The following is an 18,841-nucleotide window of genomic DNA, read 5'->3' on the forward strand; positions in this document are numbered from 1 at the left end:
ATTAATATTTAACACTAAATTTAAGAAGTTTAACAAACTTAATACGCAAAAGTAAGGCTCTTAACAACATCCATGTTAAAAAAGCGATCCAAATTGCATAAATTTTAAAATCTAAATAGTCAAATAGTAACAGCGTAGGCACAAAACCCAAAAAAGTGGCAATCACTTGCGTATTTCTCAAGGTAACAGCTTCTGCCATTCCTTTGTAAACATCATCATAAACAAAGGCTATTGCATTTAGAGGCTGCATCACCAACACCATCCAAAAAAAAGATTTGAATGTCTCCAACACTTTAACATCTTTGGTAAAAATTAATCCTACATAGGGATATATAGCAAAAAACAAAACAGCCAACGACACAGATACGAACAAAGCATATTTTGTGATGGTTGTCACTAATATTTTTAGACCTCCGTAATCTTTTTCTCCTTTTAATTTCCCTGCAATGATGGCCGATACACTTGCATATCCATCGATAAAAAAGGCAAAAAACAACCATATTTGAAACGCAATGGTAAAAGCAGCAATATAATTTGCTCCATATTTGGTAGCATAAGCATTGGCCAATATCAAACTGGTATTTAGCGCAATGGTTCTTACTAGCATATTTAAACTAATGGTTACTGTTCTTTTTAGTTCAGGGTGAACTTTAAAAACAATTTTAAGTCTAAACGGTGTTTTTGCAAACAATAAAATGAGAGCTAGTGCAAACATGACAAACTGCGCACATAAACTTGCCCAAGCAGCACCTTCTATATGCATCGCAGGAATCCAACCTTCTACACCATACACAAACGCAAAGTCTAATCCGATATTTACCAAAGCCCCTATGGCACTAATCACCATAGGCCAAAAAGTATTTTGTAGTCCTCTAAAAACGGAAAATACAGAAACCGTAAATAGTAGAAAAGGAAACCCTAACGCTCTAATTTTATAATATGATGTTGTATAACTTAACACCAAACCTTCTGCATTGTACAACTTAAAAACCTCTATGGTTAAAAAGTAAGTAACCGCATAAATTAAACAACCTAAAAGAACGTTGATTCCTATCATTTGAGCAGGCAAACCCGCTATTTTGTCTAATTGTTTTTTTCCTAAAAACTCTGCCACTAAAGCAGCAATAGCCACTTTACTTTGCGTTAAAATCCAACCTAAAGTGGCTATAAAAGAACCTGCGATTCCTACAGCAGCCAATGCCTCTGTTGCATTCATAGACACATTCCCCACAACAGCCGTATCCGTTAACGACAATACAGGTTCTATAACTCCAGAAATAATTGCTGGAACAGCAATACTATTGATGTACTTAAAAGAAAATTTAGAGCTGCTCATTGATAAATTGAACGGACTTTGCAACGACAGTTTTTAAGTCTGATGGCATTTCTTTGTTTGTGTAAGGTTGCGAACATCCTAAAGCGTGATTCATATCCTTTACTACATATAACTCGCTATTAGGATTCCATTTTTGAATGTTTTTTGACTCTTGTAATTTTACAACCGTATCGTTATCTCCATGAACTAATAAGTGGTTTGCTTTTATTTTTTTTACCGCTCTTTGAATATCAAATCTTTCTTTGTTAGCTATAAAATCTTTATAAAAAGAAATATAATGTGGCATTTGTTGTTTTGTTCTAGCGTTCTGAACATAAGCAACTCCTCTTAATTTCCACCAAAACAGTTTAAATCCAGTTGGAAATCTGGATTCGAAATCGGAAACTCCAGCCCAAGAAATTAGATTTTTAACTCTACTATCTTCAGCTGCTTTTAAGCTGGCAATGGCCCCACCTCTAGAATGACCAATCAACGTTATGTTCTCAGTGTCCATATCGGAGAGCAAGACATCGTGCTGTAAAACAAAATCGATTACAGATCCTAAGTCGTCTATTTCTTTGGTAAAAGTATTGTTCCCAAAGGCTTTTAAGTCTGGAAAATCGATAGGCTGTTCTACAGTACCTCCATTGTGAGAAAAGTTGAATTTAACAAACAAAAAACCCTGCTTGGCAAACTCTGTCGCCATCAAATTCCAAGCTCCCCAATCTTTGTACCCTTTGTATCCATGACAAAAAAATACCAAGGGTTTTTTACGACCATCTTTGGTATAGTGTATATCTGTTAAAATAGGTTTGTTATGCTTTCCCTCTACTTGAATATTTTTATAAATCATTAAGCCTCTATTTTATATGGATTCTCTAGGTTTTCTACAAAAGTACGGTTGTTGTCTAAAATTTCGTCTATCAATCCGTACAAACTATTTTTAAAAGCTTCTACATTATCTGCAGTGATATTGTAATTCTGTTGACGACTACTTTTAGATTGATTCATTGCTAAAAACCCTGGTTTGAAATTTTTGAAAGAATAAATTCCTGTTTGGAGTTCGTTTCTACCCACATCAAACTTCTCTGTTTCGGTGTACAACAACACATAAGTCATTACCTGTACTATTTTGTGATATTTGTAATCTGTGGTAGCCATAGACAAATCTTCCAAACACAAATCTTTGGCTTCTACTTTCCCCGTTTTATAGTCTACAATTCTTCTCACGCCATCTACCTCATCCACTCTATCTATTTTACCTCTTAACTTTATTTGATGTCCAGCAGGAGTAACCATTGATAGTGTACATTCCATCTCCAAATCCTTAACTACAATCTCTTTACCTACTTTAATTTCGTCTAATTCCTTGTTTAAAAAATTAATGACAAACTGATTGGCAACTTCGCTAATCAATCTATTTTTACCTGTGGTAATATCACCTTCTTTAAAGTGTTCTTTGAACTTGAGGCCTACCATTTTTTTAGCTTCAGTTTTCATTAACTCCACATCTTTCGCTACTAGGATTTTATTAAGGTAAGGTTTGTATAAAAACTCCAATGAGTCGTGTACAATGGTTCCCAAAGTATTGTGTGCAACTTCTTCTTCTACTGCATCCGTTTCTCTTATTTTAAGCACCATTTTTTTATAAAAAACCAAAGGGTCGTTCATATAATCCGTAATTCTACTCGGAGAAACTCCTTTTTTAAAATAGCTAATCAAAACATCAACCACCTGGTTTGTTTTGATAATTTCTTTAGCTACTTTAACAGACTTTTGCACTGGAACTACTACGTTTTTATGTGTGATATCTGCTTCCTTGTCAATCATTAATCGAGTTAAGAATCTACTCATTTCTCCCCCTCCAAAATCGTTGGTTTTGGTATTGTAGATAAGGTAAACATTCTCAGCTCTTTGAATCAATCTATAAAAGTGATACGAAAAAATAGCATCCTTAGCTAAGTAAGTCGGCATTTTAAAATGTTTTTTTACTTCAAAAGAAATAAAGGATCTTTCTGTGGTTCCAGAAGGGAGCACCCCCTCGTTTACAGAAGTTAGCACTACGTTTTTAAAATCCAAACAACGAGTTTCTAAAACTCCCATTAGCTGCATTCCTTCCAAAGCTTCCCCTTTAAAATCTACGGACTCTAAAGGCAACAACTTTTTAAAGATTTTATACAAAACTTTGATGTTGCTGATGTACTGATACTGCTGGTTTAGGTTAATAATTTCTTGAAAAACTTTTCTGTAACCTTCTACATACAACAAATCTACCCCCTCTAGTTTTTGATTTAATAGTCCTATAAAATCTATGGTTTTCGTAAGAAACTCTGCAACATTTTTAAACGGCTTAAATAAGTTTACGACAGATGGAAATATTTCGTGTTTCGTGAAAAAATTGTCTATTTCATTTTCAGATACAAACACTAAGTTCTGTCTAGTAATACTCTCAATAATTAGATCATTTTTGCTATCTGTAATTCTGGTTAAATAAGGATGCCTTAAAAATGATATAATATCTTTATAATAAAATGCCTGCTTTGCTAATTTTTGTTTGTTCAAATGTAAATCGAACAAAGACTGAAACAAACCCGATAACGGAATATTGCTCAAAGCATAACCCATCGTAATATTTACTTTGTTAACTGAGGAAGGGATGGAATTTAAAACTACTGGTAACAAGGATTCTTCTGCTAAAACAAAAGCTGTCTCTTTTGAATTTATTTCGTCATTTAAAAACGATGTAGCAGCTTTAATACCTGTAACATTTAAAGGCGAACCCAATATTTGGATATTCTTTTTCTGACGAAAATGATTGTTTATAAAGTTTTTTCTTCCCTCTACATTCAAGCATTCCCATTGGGTAAAAAATTCCCTTATAAAAGATCCAGCCTCGCGCTTGCTATCTAAGTAATACTCATCCACGTCCCAATAAATCTGATTTTTTTCTGATGCTAAAAACGTTTTAAATATTTGTTCCTCGGCTTTGTTTAGCGCGTTAAAACCTATAAAACAAAAAGTCTCCTCTTTAAACTGAGCCACATATTCTTCGCAATTTTCAAAAGCCTTTTTGTAAACCAAACCTTGATAAGCGGATTTCTTATGCAATAAAGTAGCGGTTAGTTTTTGGTAATACGTATACAAGTCTTCTACAAAACTCATATAATTAGACATGGTATCGGTTTCCTTATTTTTTGATGGATCCCAATCTTTTATATTTTGAATATCCGCGAGGTAATTGAATATCTCCTTAGGATTCACCAGATGTCTATCAATTTCGTTGAAATCTTGTATCACAATGGTTGCCCAACCTATAAATCTCTCAAAAGTGTCTGGATTTTCGCCCTTATATTCTTGTTGGTATATTTTGAAAAATTCAAAAATTAAAGAGACCTGATCCATACTTTCTAAACCAGAAATTTCTTTGATAAAATTTTCAATACTTATGATTTTTGGCAAGAAAGAAACTTTGTTTATCAACACTTCTTTAAACGACTGCTTTAAGTAAATTCCAGCTCTTTCACTAGGCACAATGCAAATTGTATTCTTTAAGTTAGTCTTACCATTGATAATTGCACTCGCTGTTTCTTGTAAAAAAGTCTTCATAAAATAGTCCTAAAAAGCTGTTCCTTAAAGGAACGGCTTTTTTAAGAAGTATAAAAATGAACGCATAAAAATAGCCTTTGTAATTACAAAGGCTATTTTTATTATCTGCTAGTTAAAAAACAGGTTTTATAATAGTATCTATTATTGATTGGTATCCTCTTCAATAGCTGATATTACTACTCTTCTATTTAACGATCTACCAATGGCAGTAGCGTTAGAAGCAATGGGCTTAGTTTCCCCGTAACCTACAGCTTTTAATCTCCATTCCTCAATTCCGTGAGTTGACAAGTAATTTACTACAGCTTGTGCTCTGTCTCTAGACAGTTTTAAGTTATAAGCATCATTCCCCTGGCTATCGCAATGTCCTTCAATGTCAAACTTTACACCTTCAAACTTATTCATTACATTGGCTACCTTATCCAAAATTTTGGTTACTCCAGGTTTAAATTCTGCACTGTTTACATTAAACTGAATTATTTTTGCATACTCTCCTAATTCTATTTTAGCTGCTTCTGTTAATCTTACTGGACACCCTACGTTTGACTTCGGTCCTTTTACGTTTACACAGTTGTCAATATTATCTGTCACTCCATCTCCATCTGTATCAGGCCATGGACATCCGTTGTTTTTAATTGGCCCAAACTCATTTGGACATTTATCGTTAGGATCTGCCAATCCATCGTGGTCAGAATCTGGACATCCTCCATCCTCTACAGCCCCAGCTATGTTTGGACATTTATCTTTACTGTCTTGCACCAAATCTCCATCGGTATCAGGACATCCTTGGAATCTTATAGTTCCAGCTACGTTAGGACATCTGTCATTGATATCTGCAATTTTATCTCCATCAGAATCTATAAATTCAGGTTCTTGCTCTATAGGGTCTCCAAATCTAAACACTACCGAAACTGAGTGTTGAAAGTGATATCCTGGAATGTATTTGATACTCCCCAATTGGGTGTCGTTTCCAAATGCAGCGTTAGATCTGTAAGCTGTTTCGAAGTTTAACCCCACAGAATCATTGAACCACGTGTTAAATCCGAAAGCTGGTGAAAGGACAGCTCCCATATCTTTATCAACCCAAATAGCTCCGATACTAAATTTAGCATAAGGATCGAACCATCCCGATTTACCCCACAATCTGTTAATATCATATCTCAAACCTAAATCTGCAGAGTAGTAGTTCTCTTCTGGCACTTCTCCATTTGCTCCTTCATCTATTTGGTTGAACGAACCTGTTAAGTCGGCAGTAAACCCATTTTTTAAGTACTTAGCAACATATACCCTAGTCACAAAAGGTACATTGTTTAAATCTTTATCAATTCTAAAATAGTCTTTAGTTTGTGCACCAAATTCACTTACTCCTGCATTGGAGATATCGATAAAATTGGTACCGAAACCAATTGCCCACGGGTGATTTTTATCCTGTCCGTTTGATTTTGTGTTGAAAATCATGGTTAAACCAGCGAATAGTAATAGTGTTATTTTCTTCATGTTATTTGTGATTTTATTTTCCCCAAAACTACAAAGAAGATATGTTGAAAAAACAAACTTGATGAGTATCAAGAGAGAGTTTCGGTCTCAAGAATTTTAAAAATAATTCGCTCTAAAAAACAAGAAAAACAAACACAAAACACTGTTTGTCAACGCACTTAACTGAACTAAAGTTTATATTCTTTAATCTCTCACGTAACTGTTGTGATTTCCTTAAGATTGATTGAGATCAAGGATTCACACGCACAAAAAAATCAAGAATAATAGACATGTATCTCTTTTTACAAGCAACGCTAATATTCGGATATCAGTTTTAGCTACTCAATTTAGTGGGTAGTTGTAGTTGCTTATTCTACCTATCAGTAAAGAAGTCTCTAGATCAATGAGTTTGTAAACCTCAAAATAGATATGAAATTCTTTTCACCAAGCACTTCTACAGGAAAGATCGTCGTTGACATCACTTATAAATCAACAAAAAAAGCAGCTTATAAAATAACAAGCTGCTTTTTTCATATCAGGTAAACTTAATTTAATTGTCGAATCGTATTACCAATGATATTGAATGCTGGTAATGATATCCCGAAGCAATAATACTAGAATTGTTATTTCCAATTAAAGTACTTGTTTTATACATGGATTCAAAATTCAAACCAACTACATCATTAAACCAAGTGTTAAATCCTATAGCTGGTGATATATTTAAACCTGTAGATTCTTCATCAGCCCAAGAGGTACCCAAACTCATTTTCACATAAGGATCGAACCAAGCTGTTTCTCCAAATAAAGAATTTAAATCATATCTCGCTCCGAAGTCGACTGCAAAATATGAGCTATCATCTGGATTTCCAGTAGGTGATTCATCAATATTATTAAGGGTTCCTACTGCGTCCACTGAAAACCCACTCCCTAAATACCTTGCAACGGAAACTTTTGATGCCACTGGCAACACATTGTTGTCACTCAGTCCTATGTAATCTTTTAGTTGAGTTTCAATATCTCCCAATCCTGCACTTGATACATCTACTGAATTGATACCGAAACCTATTACCCATTTATTATCCTCATCTTGCGCACTTGCGTTGAATGAAAATGCAACAGCAAATAGAGCTATCAATGTTATTTTTAAATTTTTCATATATTATAGTGTTTAATGCTAACAAATATAAAAAAAATAACAGGTTTAGATAACGATTATACAAATTATATAATATTAATTTCTACCTGAGAATTACAATAAATTAAAATTTTACTGGCTACCGTATATCCCATGTTGGTTAGAATATTTGCATAATTCTCTATTTGTAACTGGTGACTGCGGCTAGGTTTTCCAGTTTTATAATCTAATATGATTACTTTATTGTCTTTAAAAACCAATCTATCCATAATATTTACTTCACCACTTTGAGTTATAAAACTTCGTTCGTTGTAAGTCTCCAAACTTTCTTGATAATACTCTTTTAATTGCGGATGATTGACAACGTTATCAATACAATACTTACAAAATTTGGTATTGTTATCATCTAAACCTTGTTGGTCAATAAAATTACATGCCTTGTCTATATCGTTTACAGAAATTATTTTTTCAAAAGCTTGATGTATGATATTTCCCAAATGTCTGGAGTCATCAAACGATTGGTCTCCTTGGACAATATATATCTGGTTTTCTTTTTTATCGATACTAGAAAATTTGTCAAGAGAAAAAATTGTCTTTTCCACCAAAGCTTCGGACTGTCTATTTGGATCTCCCAATTGGTACACCCCCTCTACCCCTTTGCCAATTATGTAATTTTTAAAGTAATCAGAATAATTTTTAGTGGTTTCCTGTTTAGATTCTTTAGTATCACTCAAGATGTATAGTTGTTCTTCGGCTCTAGTTAAAGCAACGTATAGAAGATTAAAATTATCTAGTTGCGTTTCTTTACTCACCTCTTGTAATTTGTACTCCCCCTCGTCTCCATACATCGACAATTTGTTAGAAGCGTTGATTCTAAAACTATCAAATTTTCCATATAACTCGCTGTTTTGGGTATTCAACCAAATAGTTTCTCTATTGATATCCTCAGTGTTTAAATCGAAAGGAAAGATAACCACAGGAAATTCCAAACCTTTGGACTTGTGAATAGTCATAATCTGAACTGCATTTTTATTGGCAGCTACCTCAACCTTTAAACCCTCTTTTTTTCTGTCCCAATAGGCTATGAATGCTTGCAACCCTCCCGATTCTTTTAATTGAAACTGTAAAACCAAATCTAAAAACGCTTGTACAAATACATCTACGCTATCTTGCAATCCAAAACTTCTGATGACAAGCTCTACTCCATCATATAAGGACTGTGAGAAAAAATTTGAAACTGAGAAGTCTATTTTTAAATAAGCCAATAATTCATCTACCGTTTGGTAAGCCAAACACGTCACGTAAAAATCGCTTTCTTCTATGCCAATATTTAAATGTTCATATAAAAAATACAAAACCTCTAGCAACACTTCTTTGTCCAACGGGTTCTCTATCCATCTCAAAAGAAATATATAAAACTTAACGTGATTGTTATTTTTTAAAAGTAAGCTATCCGGAGATATAACCTCAATTCCTTGTGACACCAAATAATCTGCAAGAGCAATTCCGTCTTTGGTTTTTCTTGTTAAAATGCAAATATCTCCTTTATTAAAACCGCGACTCTGTACATCAGTTATCAGTTGATGTATTTTTTGGGAATAGTGACTGTACACATCAAAATCCTCTTCTCTTTCATGTACTTCTAAGTGTACGTAGCCTCCCTCTTTACTATTTGTTTGTTGTAATTTTTCTTTCGCATAAATTTCTTGATAAGAAGGATCTTGTAGAAACGACGATAGGTAGTGAAAAAATTCGTTGTTAAAATTAATGATATTACTGTAACTTCTGTAGTTCGTCCCCAAGGTTATGACCTCTTTTTCTACGAAAAATTGTTGTTCGCTATCTGAATCAGACAAAGCCACGAACTGAGAAGCTTTTCCTCCTCTCCACCTATAAATAGATTGTTTGGCATCGCCCACCAACATTAATCCCCCTTTTCCTTGAGATAGAGAATTATCAATTAAAGGGATTAGGTTTTGCCATTGTAGTTCCGAGGTGTCTTGCATTTCATCAATAAAAAAATATTGATATTTTTCTCCTAAACGCTCGTATATAAAAGGAACGGGTTGATCTTTTATTTGATTACTAATAAACCTATTAAACTCTGCATTCAGTCTAAAGTTATTTTCTTCTTTTAAAAAAGTGAATTCTTTATTAATGTAGCTAAGCACTGCCAAAGGCACCAATGATTTTAATATTTTTTTTACCAGAAAATATTGCCCTAAATGAGCTTCGCACAGTTGCTGAGAAATTTCAAATAGACGAAATAAGTCACTTTCTATTTGGTCGATTTTATCCCTATCCGCAAGTTTTTTTGAGTCTTTTGGTTTTGTATTCGCATACAAAATCCCATTGTTCATGTTTTTCGAAAGTCTATCACTCAAAGGACTAGCCTCATTAAACTTCCAACTATCAATCAATTTGTTAAAGTACTTAGGCAAATCGGAATAAGTGAAAGTATTGTGCGTAATACCATGCTCATCAATTAATGAAAGTGCTTGTGTACCTACCTCTTTAAAAGCATTTTCCGTATCTTCTAAATACTTTTTCAGCCTCTTTTCTAAGGCTTGAAAATCTGCGAGACTCGTATTAATTAATTTTGATATCTCTATCTCATTTTCTTCATTTAACAGAAGCTTAGAAACATCAAACAACGAATCGTTTATATTCCAAGATTTGTCTTCGTTGACCTGATGCAGGGCATAACTCACTAATACCTTAGTTAAATCCTTATCTTCTCCTATTTTTGCTACCAATAAATCTATGGTTTCTTGTAGCAAAGGGTAAGCATCCATCTCAACTTCAAAGTCTAAAGGCAATCCCAAATCCAAAGAAAAAGTTCGAATCAATTTATGCGTAAAACTATCAATAGTAATGATGTTAAAGCTCGCGTAATTATGTAAAATGTTGGACAACACCAAAGTTGCCTTTTCCTGAATTTCTTTTGGCTTTAACGCTGTTTCTTTAATAACATCATCAACAATTGGATTAGATGTATTTTTAGAGGCATCTTTTAAGGTGTTTAATACTCGCTGCTTCATTTCCGAAGCTGCTTTGTTGGTAAAAGTAATTGCGAGTATTTTTTGAAATTCAAAATCTCCCGAGGTAAGCACTATTTTTAAATATTCCTTCACTAGGGTAAAAGTTTTACCACTACCTGCAGAAGCATTGTAAACTTTGAAAAAACTTGTTGATTCCATGCTATAAAAAAAGAGATTGTCTAAAAATAAACAATTTCCTTTAATAAAGAACTAAATAAAAGCTACACTTTGGCATTACTATTAGCTCTTTTAATTTCTTGCGAAAACATTTCCAAATCAGCATTTTTTTGAGCCAACTCTACGGCTATTTTTACTACTTGTTCATGTGTTTGTAGTGGAAATCCAATACCTACGGCTAACTTTTCTAATAATTTAACGGACAAGTCAAAAGATTCTTTGTCTACTAAAATCATATTGGCTAAAGCGTACAATCTCTCTATTCTTTCATCGTAATTAGAGGGAGGATTCATAGGGTATAATTCGGGTTTTCTAATGATGGTTCTAAAAGCCAAATCGCTAATATTCAAATCCTTTTTTATTTTCTTTAGCAGTTTAATTTCATCTCTATTTAACTTACCGTTAGACCTTGCTATTTTAACAATGTTTGCTAAATGCCCTCTATTCTTTTTTTGGGTTCCGCTTAAAAAAATATTTAATATTGACATGGGCTATTGGTTTTAAAGGTTGTCTACTAAAGTTAGTATTTTACCGCAAACTATACAAGTCTAATAATCAACTTAAAAATATATTAACCCCTAAATAAAAAGAAGTTTTGCTTGATTCCTTCTAGCTCAGAATTTTTGTTATCGGAGATATAAGACAGTGCTTTATTGGTGAAATCTGCCCCTTTGGTTGTTAAGCTCAGTATCTCACTTTGTTGAACGATCATATTATTTTGAAAGGCCAATTTGAGTACTTTTTTGGCAAGTTGTGAGTTCCAATTAATGTGCTCTTGTAGGTGATTTATATTGCGCTCTTTTTCTTCTTCGTGGTTGGCCAAATGCAGCATAAAAACCAGCATGGCAACTTCCGTTTTTTGCTGTTTGGTTTTATACCATTGAGAAATATATCCTTTATTGGGAGCAAATAGGTATACCGTAAAAAATATCAACCCTAGTACAGTGGCAATTGTTCCTGCAATAGACGTGTCCATTAAATGAGCTGCCCAATATCCTATAATAGACGCTACCACACTTAACAGAGCCGCATATACCAACATTTTTTTTAGATTGTTTGTTAGCAAATAAACACTCGCAGCAGGTACAATCATAAAAGCCACTACCAATATAGCTCCAATGGCATCAAAAGCTCCAACGGTAGTTACCGACGAAACTGTCATTAATCCGTAGTGAATCCCAATAGGTGTAAACCCCAAAGAGGCTGCCAAACCCGCATCAAAAGTAGCCACTTTTAACTCTTTAAAAAATAAGAATAATAGGCTTAAAGAAATAATCAAAATAGTTCCTATCATCCATAGAGATTTTGGACCTAAATCAATTCCATCATAAATCCATCTATCAAAAGGAGCAAAAGCAACTTCGCCTAGCAAAACGGCATCCACATCCAAATGAACATCTCCCGCATTTCTAGCAATTAGAATTACCCCCAAACTAAAAAGCGAAGGAAACACCAAACCAATGGCAGTATCTTCTTTTACCAAACCTGTTTTTTGAATGTATTCTACCAACACTACCGTTAATACTCCCGTTAGGGTAGCCATGACAATTAACAATGGTGAAGCTAAATCTTGCGTAATAAAAAAACCAATGACAATTCCTGGTAAAATGGAATGACTAATCGCATCACTAATCAAGGCCATTTTTCTCAAGACCAAAAACACTCCTGGTATAGCACAAGCAATAGATACCAAGCTTAAAATTAACTGTATTTCTATTTGCGCGCTGGTCATCGTTCGTTGGTGTATAAATTTTTAGCCGTATCAAATCCTTTTTCTGTTAAAGACCAATCGCTCTTGTTTAAAAGGATCAAATCCTCTGCTTGCAACCTTTTTAAACTCTTTTTGGTATATCCCTGAAAGTTATTGAGCAATTGTATTTTATGCGGATGCGATACATTTTCGTGATCTTTTACCAAATTGTACATAAACATCAATGTTTTCATCAATTTTAAATCGTTTCTGTTTTGCCAGAGTTTTATTTGCTTAAACAACAAACCTCTCATAGGTGAAAACACGAAAGACACCACTACAAATAACGTAGCAATTAACACAATAACAGGTCCTGTAGACAAGTTGTTAGCACTAGCACTTATGGCAGTACCCAAAACCCCAGAAACAGCTCCAAACAATCCTGCCAAAAAAACCATTTTCGCCAAACTGTTAGTCCATTGTCTGGCAGCAGCAGCAGGAGCTAATAGCATAGCACTCATCAGTACTACCCCAACTGTTTGTAACCCCATTACAATAGCAATCACAATAAAAGAGGTAATTAATGTATCTACTATTTTTACATTAAAACCTAGAGTTTTAGTGTAATCAGGATCGAACAACACCATTTTAAATTCTTTCCAAAACAGTAAAACTATAAACAGAGAAATTCCAGCAATGAGAGACATCAACCAAACGTCACTCGCTAATAAAGTAGCTGCCTGCCCAAATAAATATTTTTCTAAACCCGACTGATTGGCATTAGGTAGTTTTTGAATATAGGTTAATAGCAACATTCCAAAACCAAAGAACGTGGACAATACCACTCCCAGAGCTGTATCCGATTTTAAGTGGGTTTTAGAGATAATTCCTTTGATAAAAACCGCACTTACCAAACCACTTAACAAAGCCCCTAATAGCAGACCATTGTTGTTTTTTACTCCCAAGACTAAAAAAACAATGGCAATTCCTGGCAACGATGCATGAGAAATTGCATCTCCCAACAAGCTCTGTTTTCTTAGTACCGCAAAACTACCTAGCATACCACACACCGCTCCTAGAACGGCCGTTCCAAGCGTAATGATTTGTAAGGTATAATCTACCAACAATAAGTCTATGTATTCTTTTATCATAACTTTCCTTCGGTAATACTTGCCTTGTAATTAATACCGTAAGTCTTGGTTAAATTGTCATCATTAAAAATATCCGCCACAGGTCCTGTCGCAATTTTTTTAACGTTTAAAAAAGTAACCCAATCAAAATACTCGGGTACAGTTTGCAAATCATGATGCACTACAATCACCGTTTTCCCTGCCTTACGCAATTCTTTTAGTATTTGAATAATCGCTTTTTCTGTGGTTGCATCTACCCCCTGAAAAGGCTCGTCCATAAAATAAATAGCTGCGTTTTGTACTAATGCTCTTGCTAGGAAAATTCGTTGTTGTTGCCCTCCAGACAATTGCGATATTTGTCTGTTTTGAAAAGCCAACATGCCTACTTTTTCCAAAGCCTCTAAAGCTTCTTTTTTTTGCTTTTGCCCAGGTCTTTTTATCCAGCCCAAAGCACCATAGGTTCCCATCATTACTACATCTAAAGCCGTAGTTGGAAAATCCCAATCTACACTCCCTTTCTGTGGTACGTAAGCCACCAAATCTCTCTGTTTTTTATACGGCTTTCCGTACACCGTTACACTCCCAGCCAACGGTTTTATAATATCTAAAATAGATTTTAACAACGTAGATTTCCCTGCTCCGTTGGGACCCACAATAGCCATTAAAACTCCTTCCGGAATTTGCAAATCTATATCCCAAAGCACAGGCTTATAATTATAAGCTACCGTTAAATCATCAATCGCAATGGCAATTTTAGGTTCCATTTTTTTAATTTTATTTTTGGGTGTTTCCCTATCGGGTCGTGCTTTCCTTACTCACTTTTTGTTGGCTAATCTCCGCTCCGCTCCATCACCCAACAAAAGAGTTCAAACAAGCCAGTCAATCACTAACACAACTGTTTCTTCTATTTTTAAAAGTTCTCACTCAAATTTGGCTGATTAATTATCCTGCAAAAAAATACATTCGTTCATCATCAACACATGGTCATTCCAATTACAACCAATGTTTCTACTGTAAAAAAAAGGTCGACTCCGCTCGATTACCCTTGGATATTTTACTTTAAAGCATCTACAATTGTATTTACATTATAGCGAAACATTCCCGTGTAGGTTCCAACTTCTTCAGTAGGACTTCCTAATGCATCAGAAAATAATTCGCCACCGATATTTACTTCACTTCCTTTAGATTTTACAGATGCTTGCAAAGCTTCTACCGTTCTTTTAGGAACAGAACTTTCTACAAAAATTGCTTTTACTTTATTTTCTATTATGAAATTGGAAATACGCTGAACGTCCTTTACACCAGCCTCTGTAGCTGTAGATAAACCTTGTAAACCCACAACCGCAAAGTTAAATTCTCTTCCAAAATAAGAGAAAGCATCGTGCGCAGTTACCAAAATTCTTTTATCAATTGGTAATTCTTCTATCTTAGACCTCATCTCCACTTCCAAATCTGTTAGTTTAGACAAGTAAGCATTTCCGTTTTTACGATAAATAGCTGCATTCTCAGCATCTATCTTACTCAATTCCTCAACCAATTTTAAGGCAATTGTTTTCCAGTTTTTAATAGAAAACCAGATATGAGGATCGTGTGAACTGGCAAAAGCTTCAGAATTGATGACTTGTGCTTCGGATAAAAAGGTACCTAAAGCCAAAGTTTTCTTACCTATCTGATTCATTTTCTCAAAAACATCCACTAATTTTCCTTCCAAGTGCAAACCATTGTAAATAATTAAATCTGCATTGGATAACTTGGTCAAATCTCCCGCAGAAGCCTTGTATAAATGAGGATCTACACCAGCTCCCATAATTCCTTTTACCTCAATAACATCTCCTCCTATCGTTTTCACCAAATCTGTAATCATGGTAGTGGTCGTTACTACTGTAAACTTTGTGTTCTCAGTTTTTTTTGAGGGCTTACAAGCTGTTACAATAAGTACAATTAGTAGTATGGCTATTCTTTTCATGTGATTGTTATTGCTGTTTTACGTATAAATTGCTGGAAATCTGTTGGGAAATAGAAATTTTTTGATGCTCTATTAACAATAGCATGGAGTTATCAAAGGCTTCTTTGTGTAACACTTTAATAGTCGCTCCTAGTTTGATATTGGCATTGTCTAAATAGTTTAAAAAAGCGCTAGAACTATCCTTTACTCCTACTATTTTACTATGTTCATTTTCTTTTAGCGAAGATAACAGTGTTACTTCTCTTTTAACCACATTCCCGTCGCTGTCGGGTATGGGGTCTCCATGCGGATCGTATCTAGGAAAATCTAAAAACGCATCTAAACTATCTGTTAATTTTACAGATTTCACATGTTCTAGTTGCTCAGCAACATCGTGAACTTCATCCCATTTAAATCCTAAATGTCTTACTAGAAACACTTCCCAAAGTCTATGTTTTCTAATAATTTTAACGGCTACATTTTTTCCTTGTTCCGATAACGAAACCCCTTGATACTTTATATAATCAATTAAACCCTTATCCGCCAACTTTTTCATCATATCTGTTACAGATGATGCTTTGGTTTCTAATTTACAAGCAATTTTATTAGTGCTTACGGGTTTGTTTACCATTACATACAAACTATAAATAGCTTTCAAGTAATTTTCTTCCGTTTGTGATAAGTCAAATTCCATTATTACAAATATATAAATTTAACAACAGTATATATAAAATATTATTTTTAGACTTATCTAAAAATAATATTTTAGATTTGCAAAAAACTTTAGTTCTCTATAAACAAAGACATATTCTTGCACCTATTTCATTCAGTCAAATTTATCATGAAACATATATTATTCACCCTCTTTATCATCACAACATTTAACGTTAGCGGACAAAAGGGTTATATTCAAGGACATGTGCAATCCAAGGAAGGGATACCTTTGTTGGCTTTAATTAAAATAAAAGAAACTCATACTGCCACGCAATCAAACTTTGATGGTTTTTACAAGTTGGAAACGAATTCTGGACTACAAACATTATTAATTTCTTCCTCGGGATATAAAAACAAAGAAATAGTTATTGATGTCAATTCTGGAGAAATTAAAAAAATGGATATTGTTCTAAAAGAGGATGTTTTAGGATTAGATAAAGTGGTCATCACAGCTACTAGAGGTTATTTAAATCGTAAAAAAGCTCCAGTAATTGTTACTGTTACGGATGCTAAAGTTTTAGAAGCTACACAAGCCGTAAGTTTATCGGAAGGGTTAAATTTTCAGCCAGGACTAAGGGTAGAAAACAATTGCCAAAATTGTGGAACTTCAGAAATTAAAATGAATGGTTTAGGAGGTGCTTACTCTCAAATTTTAATTGATAGTAGACCCGTATTTAGCGCATTAAACAGCGTTTATGGACTAGACCAAATTCCTGCTAATATTATTAAACAAATAGAAGTTGTGAGAGGAGGAGGTTCTGCGCTCTACGGATCTAACGCTATCGCAGGAACTATCAATATTATTACCAAAGATCCTACTGAGAATAGTTTTAGCGTTGGAGGGAACCTAGCATTAATAGATGGTAGAGCCCAAGACAGGATTTTATCTTACAACGGTACTATTATTAACAAAGACTTTGATACGGGTATTGCTTTATTCGGAATTAAAAGAGATCGAGAATCTCTAGATATTGACGGTGATTCTTTTACAGAATTGACCCAAATAGAAAACACTTCTTTTGGCTTAAAAGCTTTTACCAGACCTAACGATAGAAAAAAAATAACGATTGAATTTAACGCGAATACGGAGTTTAGAAGGGGTGGAAACGAACTAGACAAACAACCTTTTTTAACTGATATTACTGAACAGATAGAATCTACTGCGGTAACGGGGGGCTTAACTTATGAGTATTTAACACCCAACAAAAAAGATAACTATTCTGTTTACGCATCTACTGCTGTCTCTAAAAATAAAAACTTTTATGGAGGCTTAGGTGGGGAGCCCGAAAGTACAGAAGCTATTATTCAAAGTATTAGAGGGTTTGGTAAATCTAATGATTTAACTATTGTTGGAGGAGGTCAGTATGCTCATAAATTTGATCGTTTTTTAAATAATACCGGAACTTTTACTGGAGGGGTTGAATTTCAGTACAATGATATTGAAGACAGAAAAGACAATATTGAAGATTTCACGCCAATTTTACAAACCACTAAAATTTTAGGTGTGTATGCACAGCAAGAATGGGTCGTAAATAATAAGTTGAGACTACTCGCTGGACTTAGAGCAGATGCTCATAATTTGGCAGACGAAAAAGTGATATTGAATCCTAGAGCCAATATTTTATATAGTATCAATAAAAATTTGAGATGGAGAACTAGTTATGCTAGAGGATTTAGAGCCCCACAAATTTATGGAGAGGATGTACACTCTGGTTTGGCAGGAAATGAAATTGGTCAAATTTTAAATGCTGAAAATTTGAAATCAGAAACATCTCATAGTTTTTTAACTTCGCTAGATTGGACTAAGGAATTAGAAAATGGAGATTTTTCCTTAGTCACGGAATTATTTTACACGAGACTTAAAGATGCTTTTGCTTTGGAACAAGAAGAAGAAACCTCTGAAGATGTTTTCATCTTTAGAAGACAAAATTCAGATGGTGCTAAAGTTTATGGTTTAAATGTAGAACTAAAGTACGCTCCTAATCAGGAATGGTTAATTCAGGCTGGTGCCACCCTGCAAGAGTCCAAATTTGACAGTGCTATACAATGGTCTGAAGATTTGAATGTGCCTCCTTCGAGGGCTTTCAACGAAACCCCTAACGCTTACGCTAATTTTATTGTGACCTATGCTCCAACTAAAAACTTCCAGAACAATATATCTAGTGTTTTTACAGGCCCTATGAAAGTTCAGCATTTAGAAGGTTTTATTGACCAAGACAGACTAGAGACTTCTAACAGTTTTTTTGAATTGAATTGGAAATCCTCGTATAAGTTCTACCTGAGCAAAGAAAAACAAAGTACCTATATACAAGTGTACGGTGGTGTTCAGAACATTTTTAATTCTTATCAAAATGATTTTGACCAAGGAGTAAATAGAGATGTTACCTATAACTATGGTCCGCAAAGACCAAGAACTTACTTTTTAGGACTAAAATTTGGGGGTTAAATAGTCCGATTTTATTTAGGGCTTGATTTATATCAACTTTTGAAAGTCTACAAATAATATTTTTGTGAAAAATCGAATTTATTTAACACCCATAAAAATTTTCACATTTTATTTTAGGCTTAAAATATTGCCTCAATCTATTTGACAGCAGCACGTTACGATTTATTTT

Annotated in this window: 13 protein-coding genes; 1 reads left to right on the forward strand and 12 read right to left on the reverse strand. The window is 34.2% G+C overall.

Annotation, left to right across the window (positions count from 1 at the left end; translation table 11 throughout):
* Position 1 precedes the first annotated feature (1 nt).
* The 12 genes from ACXGQW_RS05580 to ACXGQW_RS05635 all read right to left on the reverse strand — a co-directional run bounded on the left by ACXGQW_RS05580 (position 2) and on the right by ACXGQW_RS05635 (position 16,206).
* Positions 2-1,336 carry an MATE family efflux transporter gene (locus tag ACXGQW_RS05580; RefSeq protein WP_457824109.1) on the reverse strand — a complete coding sequence of 445 codons (1,335 nt, stop codon included), beginning with the start codon at positions 1,334-1,336 and terminating at the stop codon, positions 2-4.
* Positions 1,323-2,168, reverse strand: coding sequence for an alpha/beta hydrolase family protein (locus ACXGQW_RS05585; protein WP_457824110.1), 846 nt, complete (start codon positions 2,166-2,168; stop codon positions 1,323-1,325). Before ACXGQW_RS05585 ends, ACXGQW_RS05580 begins: the two co-directional genes overlap by 14 nt.
* Positions 2,168-4,921, reverse strand: coding sequence for a PD-(D/E)XK nuclease family protein (locus ACXGQW_RS05590; protein ID WP_457824111.1), 2,754 nt, complete (start codon positions 4,919-4,921; stop codon positions 2,168-2,170). The genes ACXGQW_RS05585 and ACXGQW_RS05590 overlap by 1 nt, the downstream gene beginning before the upstream one ends.
* Before the next feature lie 141 nt (positions 4,922-5,062).
* Positions 5,063-6,415 (reverse strand): OmpA family protein, encoded by a 1,353-nt coding sequence (locus tag ACXGQW_RS05595; RefSeq protein WP_457824112.1) that lies wholly within the window; start codon positions 6,413-6,415, stop codon positions 5,063-5,065.
* A 529-nt stretch (positions 6,416-6,944) separates the two neighbouring features.
* On the reverse strand, positions 6,945-7,550 hold the full coding sequence (locus ACXGQW_RS05600) for a hypothetical protein (RefSeq protein ID WP_457824113.1): 606 nt from the start codon (positions 7,548-7,550) through the stop codon (positions 6,945-6,947).
* A 65-nt stretch (positions 7,551-7,615) separates the two neighbouring features.
* Complete coding sequence (locus tag ACXGQW_RS05605) at positions 7,616-10,729, reverse strand: UvrD-helicase domain-containing protein (protein WP_457824114.1); 3,114 nt, start codon at positions 10,727-10,729, stop codon at positions 7,616-7,618.
* Positions 10,730-10,791: 62 nt separating this feature from the next.
* A complete protein-coding gene (locus ACXGQW_RS05610; RefSeq protein WP_457824115.1) occupies positions 10,792-11,235 on the reverse strand; it encodes a TerB family tellurite resistance protein in 444 nt (147 codons plus the stop codon).
* A gap of 83 nt (positions 11,236-11,318) precedes the next feature.
* Positions 11,319-12,479 carry a metal ABC transporter permease gene (locus tag ACXGQW_RS05615; protein WP_457824116.1) on the reverse strand — a complete coding sequence of 387 codons (1,161 nt, stop codon included), beginning with the start codon at positions 12,477-12,479 and terminating at the stop codon, positions 11,319-11,321.
* Positions 12,476-13,588 (reverse strand): metal ABC transporter permease, encoded by a 1,113-nt coding sequence (locus ACXGQW_RS05620; protein ID WP_457824117.1) that lies wholly within the window; start codon positions 13,586-13,588, stop codon positions 12,476-12,478. Before ACXGQW_RS05620 ends, ACXGQW_RS05615 begins: the two co-directional genes overlap by 4 nt.
* Positions 13,585-14,331, reverse strand: a complete 747-nt coding sequence (locus tag ACXGQW_RS05625) for a metal ABC transporter ATP-binding protein (RefSeq protein WP_457824118.1) — start codon at positions 14,329-14,331, stop codon at positions 13,585-13,587. Before ACXGQW_RS05625 ends, ACXGQW_RS05620 begins: the two co-directional genes overlap by 4 nt.
* Positions 14,332-14,621: 290 nt before the next feature.
* Entirely contained in the window at positions 14,622-15,533 is a 912-nt protein-coding gene (locus ACXGQW_RS05630; RefSeq protein ID WP_457824119.1) for a metal ABC transporter solute-binding protein, Zn/Mn family, read from the reverse strand.
* A 7-nt stretch (positions 15,534-15,540) separates the two neighbouring features.
* A complete protein-coding gene (locus ACXGQW_RS05635; protein WP_457824120.1) occupies positions 15,541-16,206 on the reverse strand; it encodes a metal-dependent transcriptional regulator in 666 nt (221 codons plus the stop codon).
* A gap of 147 nt (positions 16,207-16,353) precedes the next feature.
* Here ACXGQW_RS05635 and ACXGQW_RS05640 point away from each other — a divergent pair, with 147 nt between their 5' ends.
* Positions 16,354-18,672: a TonB-dependent receptor gene (locus ACXGQW_RS05640; RefSeq protein ID WP_457824121.1), complete on the forward strand. Its 2,319-nt coding sequence runs from the start codon at positions 16,354-16,356 to the stop codon at positions 18,670-18,672.
* The last annotated feature ends 169 nt before the right edge of the window (positions 18,673-18,841 follow it).

It is taken from the genome of Wenyingzhuangia sp. IMCC45533 (assembly GCF_054111225.1).

Coding starts and splice junctions, on each gene's coding strand:
- ACXGQW_RS05580 (WP_457824109.1), bottom strand. CDS start 1,336: ATGAGCAGCTCTAAATTTTCTTTTAAGTACATCAATAGTATTGCTGTT.
- ACXGQW_RS05585 (WP_457824110.1), bottom strand. CDS start 2,168: ATGATTTATAAAAATATTCAAGTAGAGGGAAAGCATAACAAACCTATT.
- ACXGQW_RS05590 (WP_457824111.1), bottom strand. CDS start 4,921: ATGAAGACTTTTTTACAAGAAACAGCGAGTGCAATTATCAATGGTAAG.
- ACXGQW_RS05595 (WP_457824112.1), bottom strand. CDS start 6,415: ATGAAGAAAATAACACTATTACTATTCGCTGGTTTAACCATGATTTTC.
- ACXGQW_RS05600 (WP_457824113.1), bottom strand. CDS start 7,550: ATGAAAAATTTAAAAATAACATTGATAGCTCTATTTGCTGTTGCATTT.
- ACXGQW_RS05605 (WP_457824114.1), bottom strand. CDS start 10,729: ATGGAATCAACAAGTTTTTTCAAAGTTTACAATGCTTCTGCAGGTAGT.
- ACXGQW_RS05610 (WP_457824115.1), bottom strand. CDS start 11,235: ATGTCAATATTAAATATTTTTTTAAGCGGAACCCAAAAAAAGAATAGA.
- ACXGQW_RS05615 (WP_457824116.1), bottom strand. CDS start 12,479: ATGACCAGCGCGCAAATAGAAATACAGTTAATTTTAAGCTTGGTATCT.
- ACXGQW_RS05620 (WP_457824117.1), bottom strand. CDS start 13,588: ATGATAAAAGAATACATAGACTTATTGTTGGTAGATTATACCTTACAA.
- ACXGQW_RS05625 (WP_457824118.1), bottom strand. CDS start 14,331: ATGGAACCTAAAATTGCCATTGCGATTGATGATTTAACGGTAGCTTAT.
- ACXGQW_RS05630 (WP_457824119.1), bottom strand. CDS start 15,533: ATGAAAAGAATAGCCATACTACTAATTGTACTTATTGTAACAGCTTGT.
- ACXGQW_RS05635 (WP_457824120.1), bottom strand. CDS start 16,206: ATGGAATTTGACTTATCACAAACGGAAGAAAATTACTTGAAAGCTATT.
- ACXGQW_RS05640 (WP_457824121.1), top strand. CDS start 16,354: ATGAAACATATATTATTCACCCTCTTTATCATCACAACATTTAACGTT.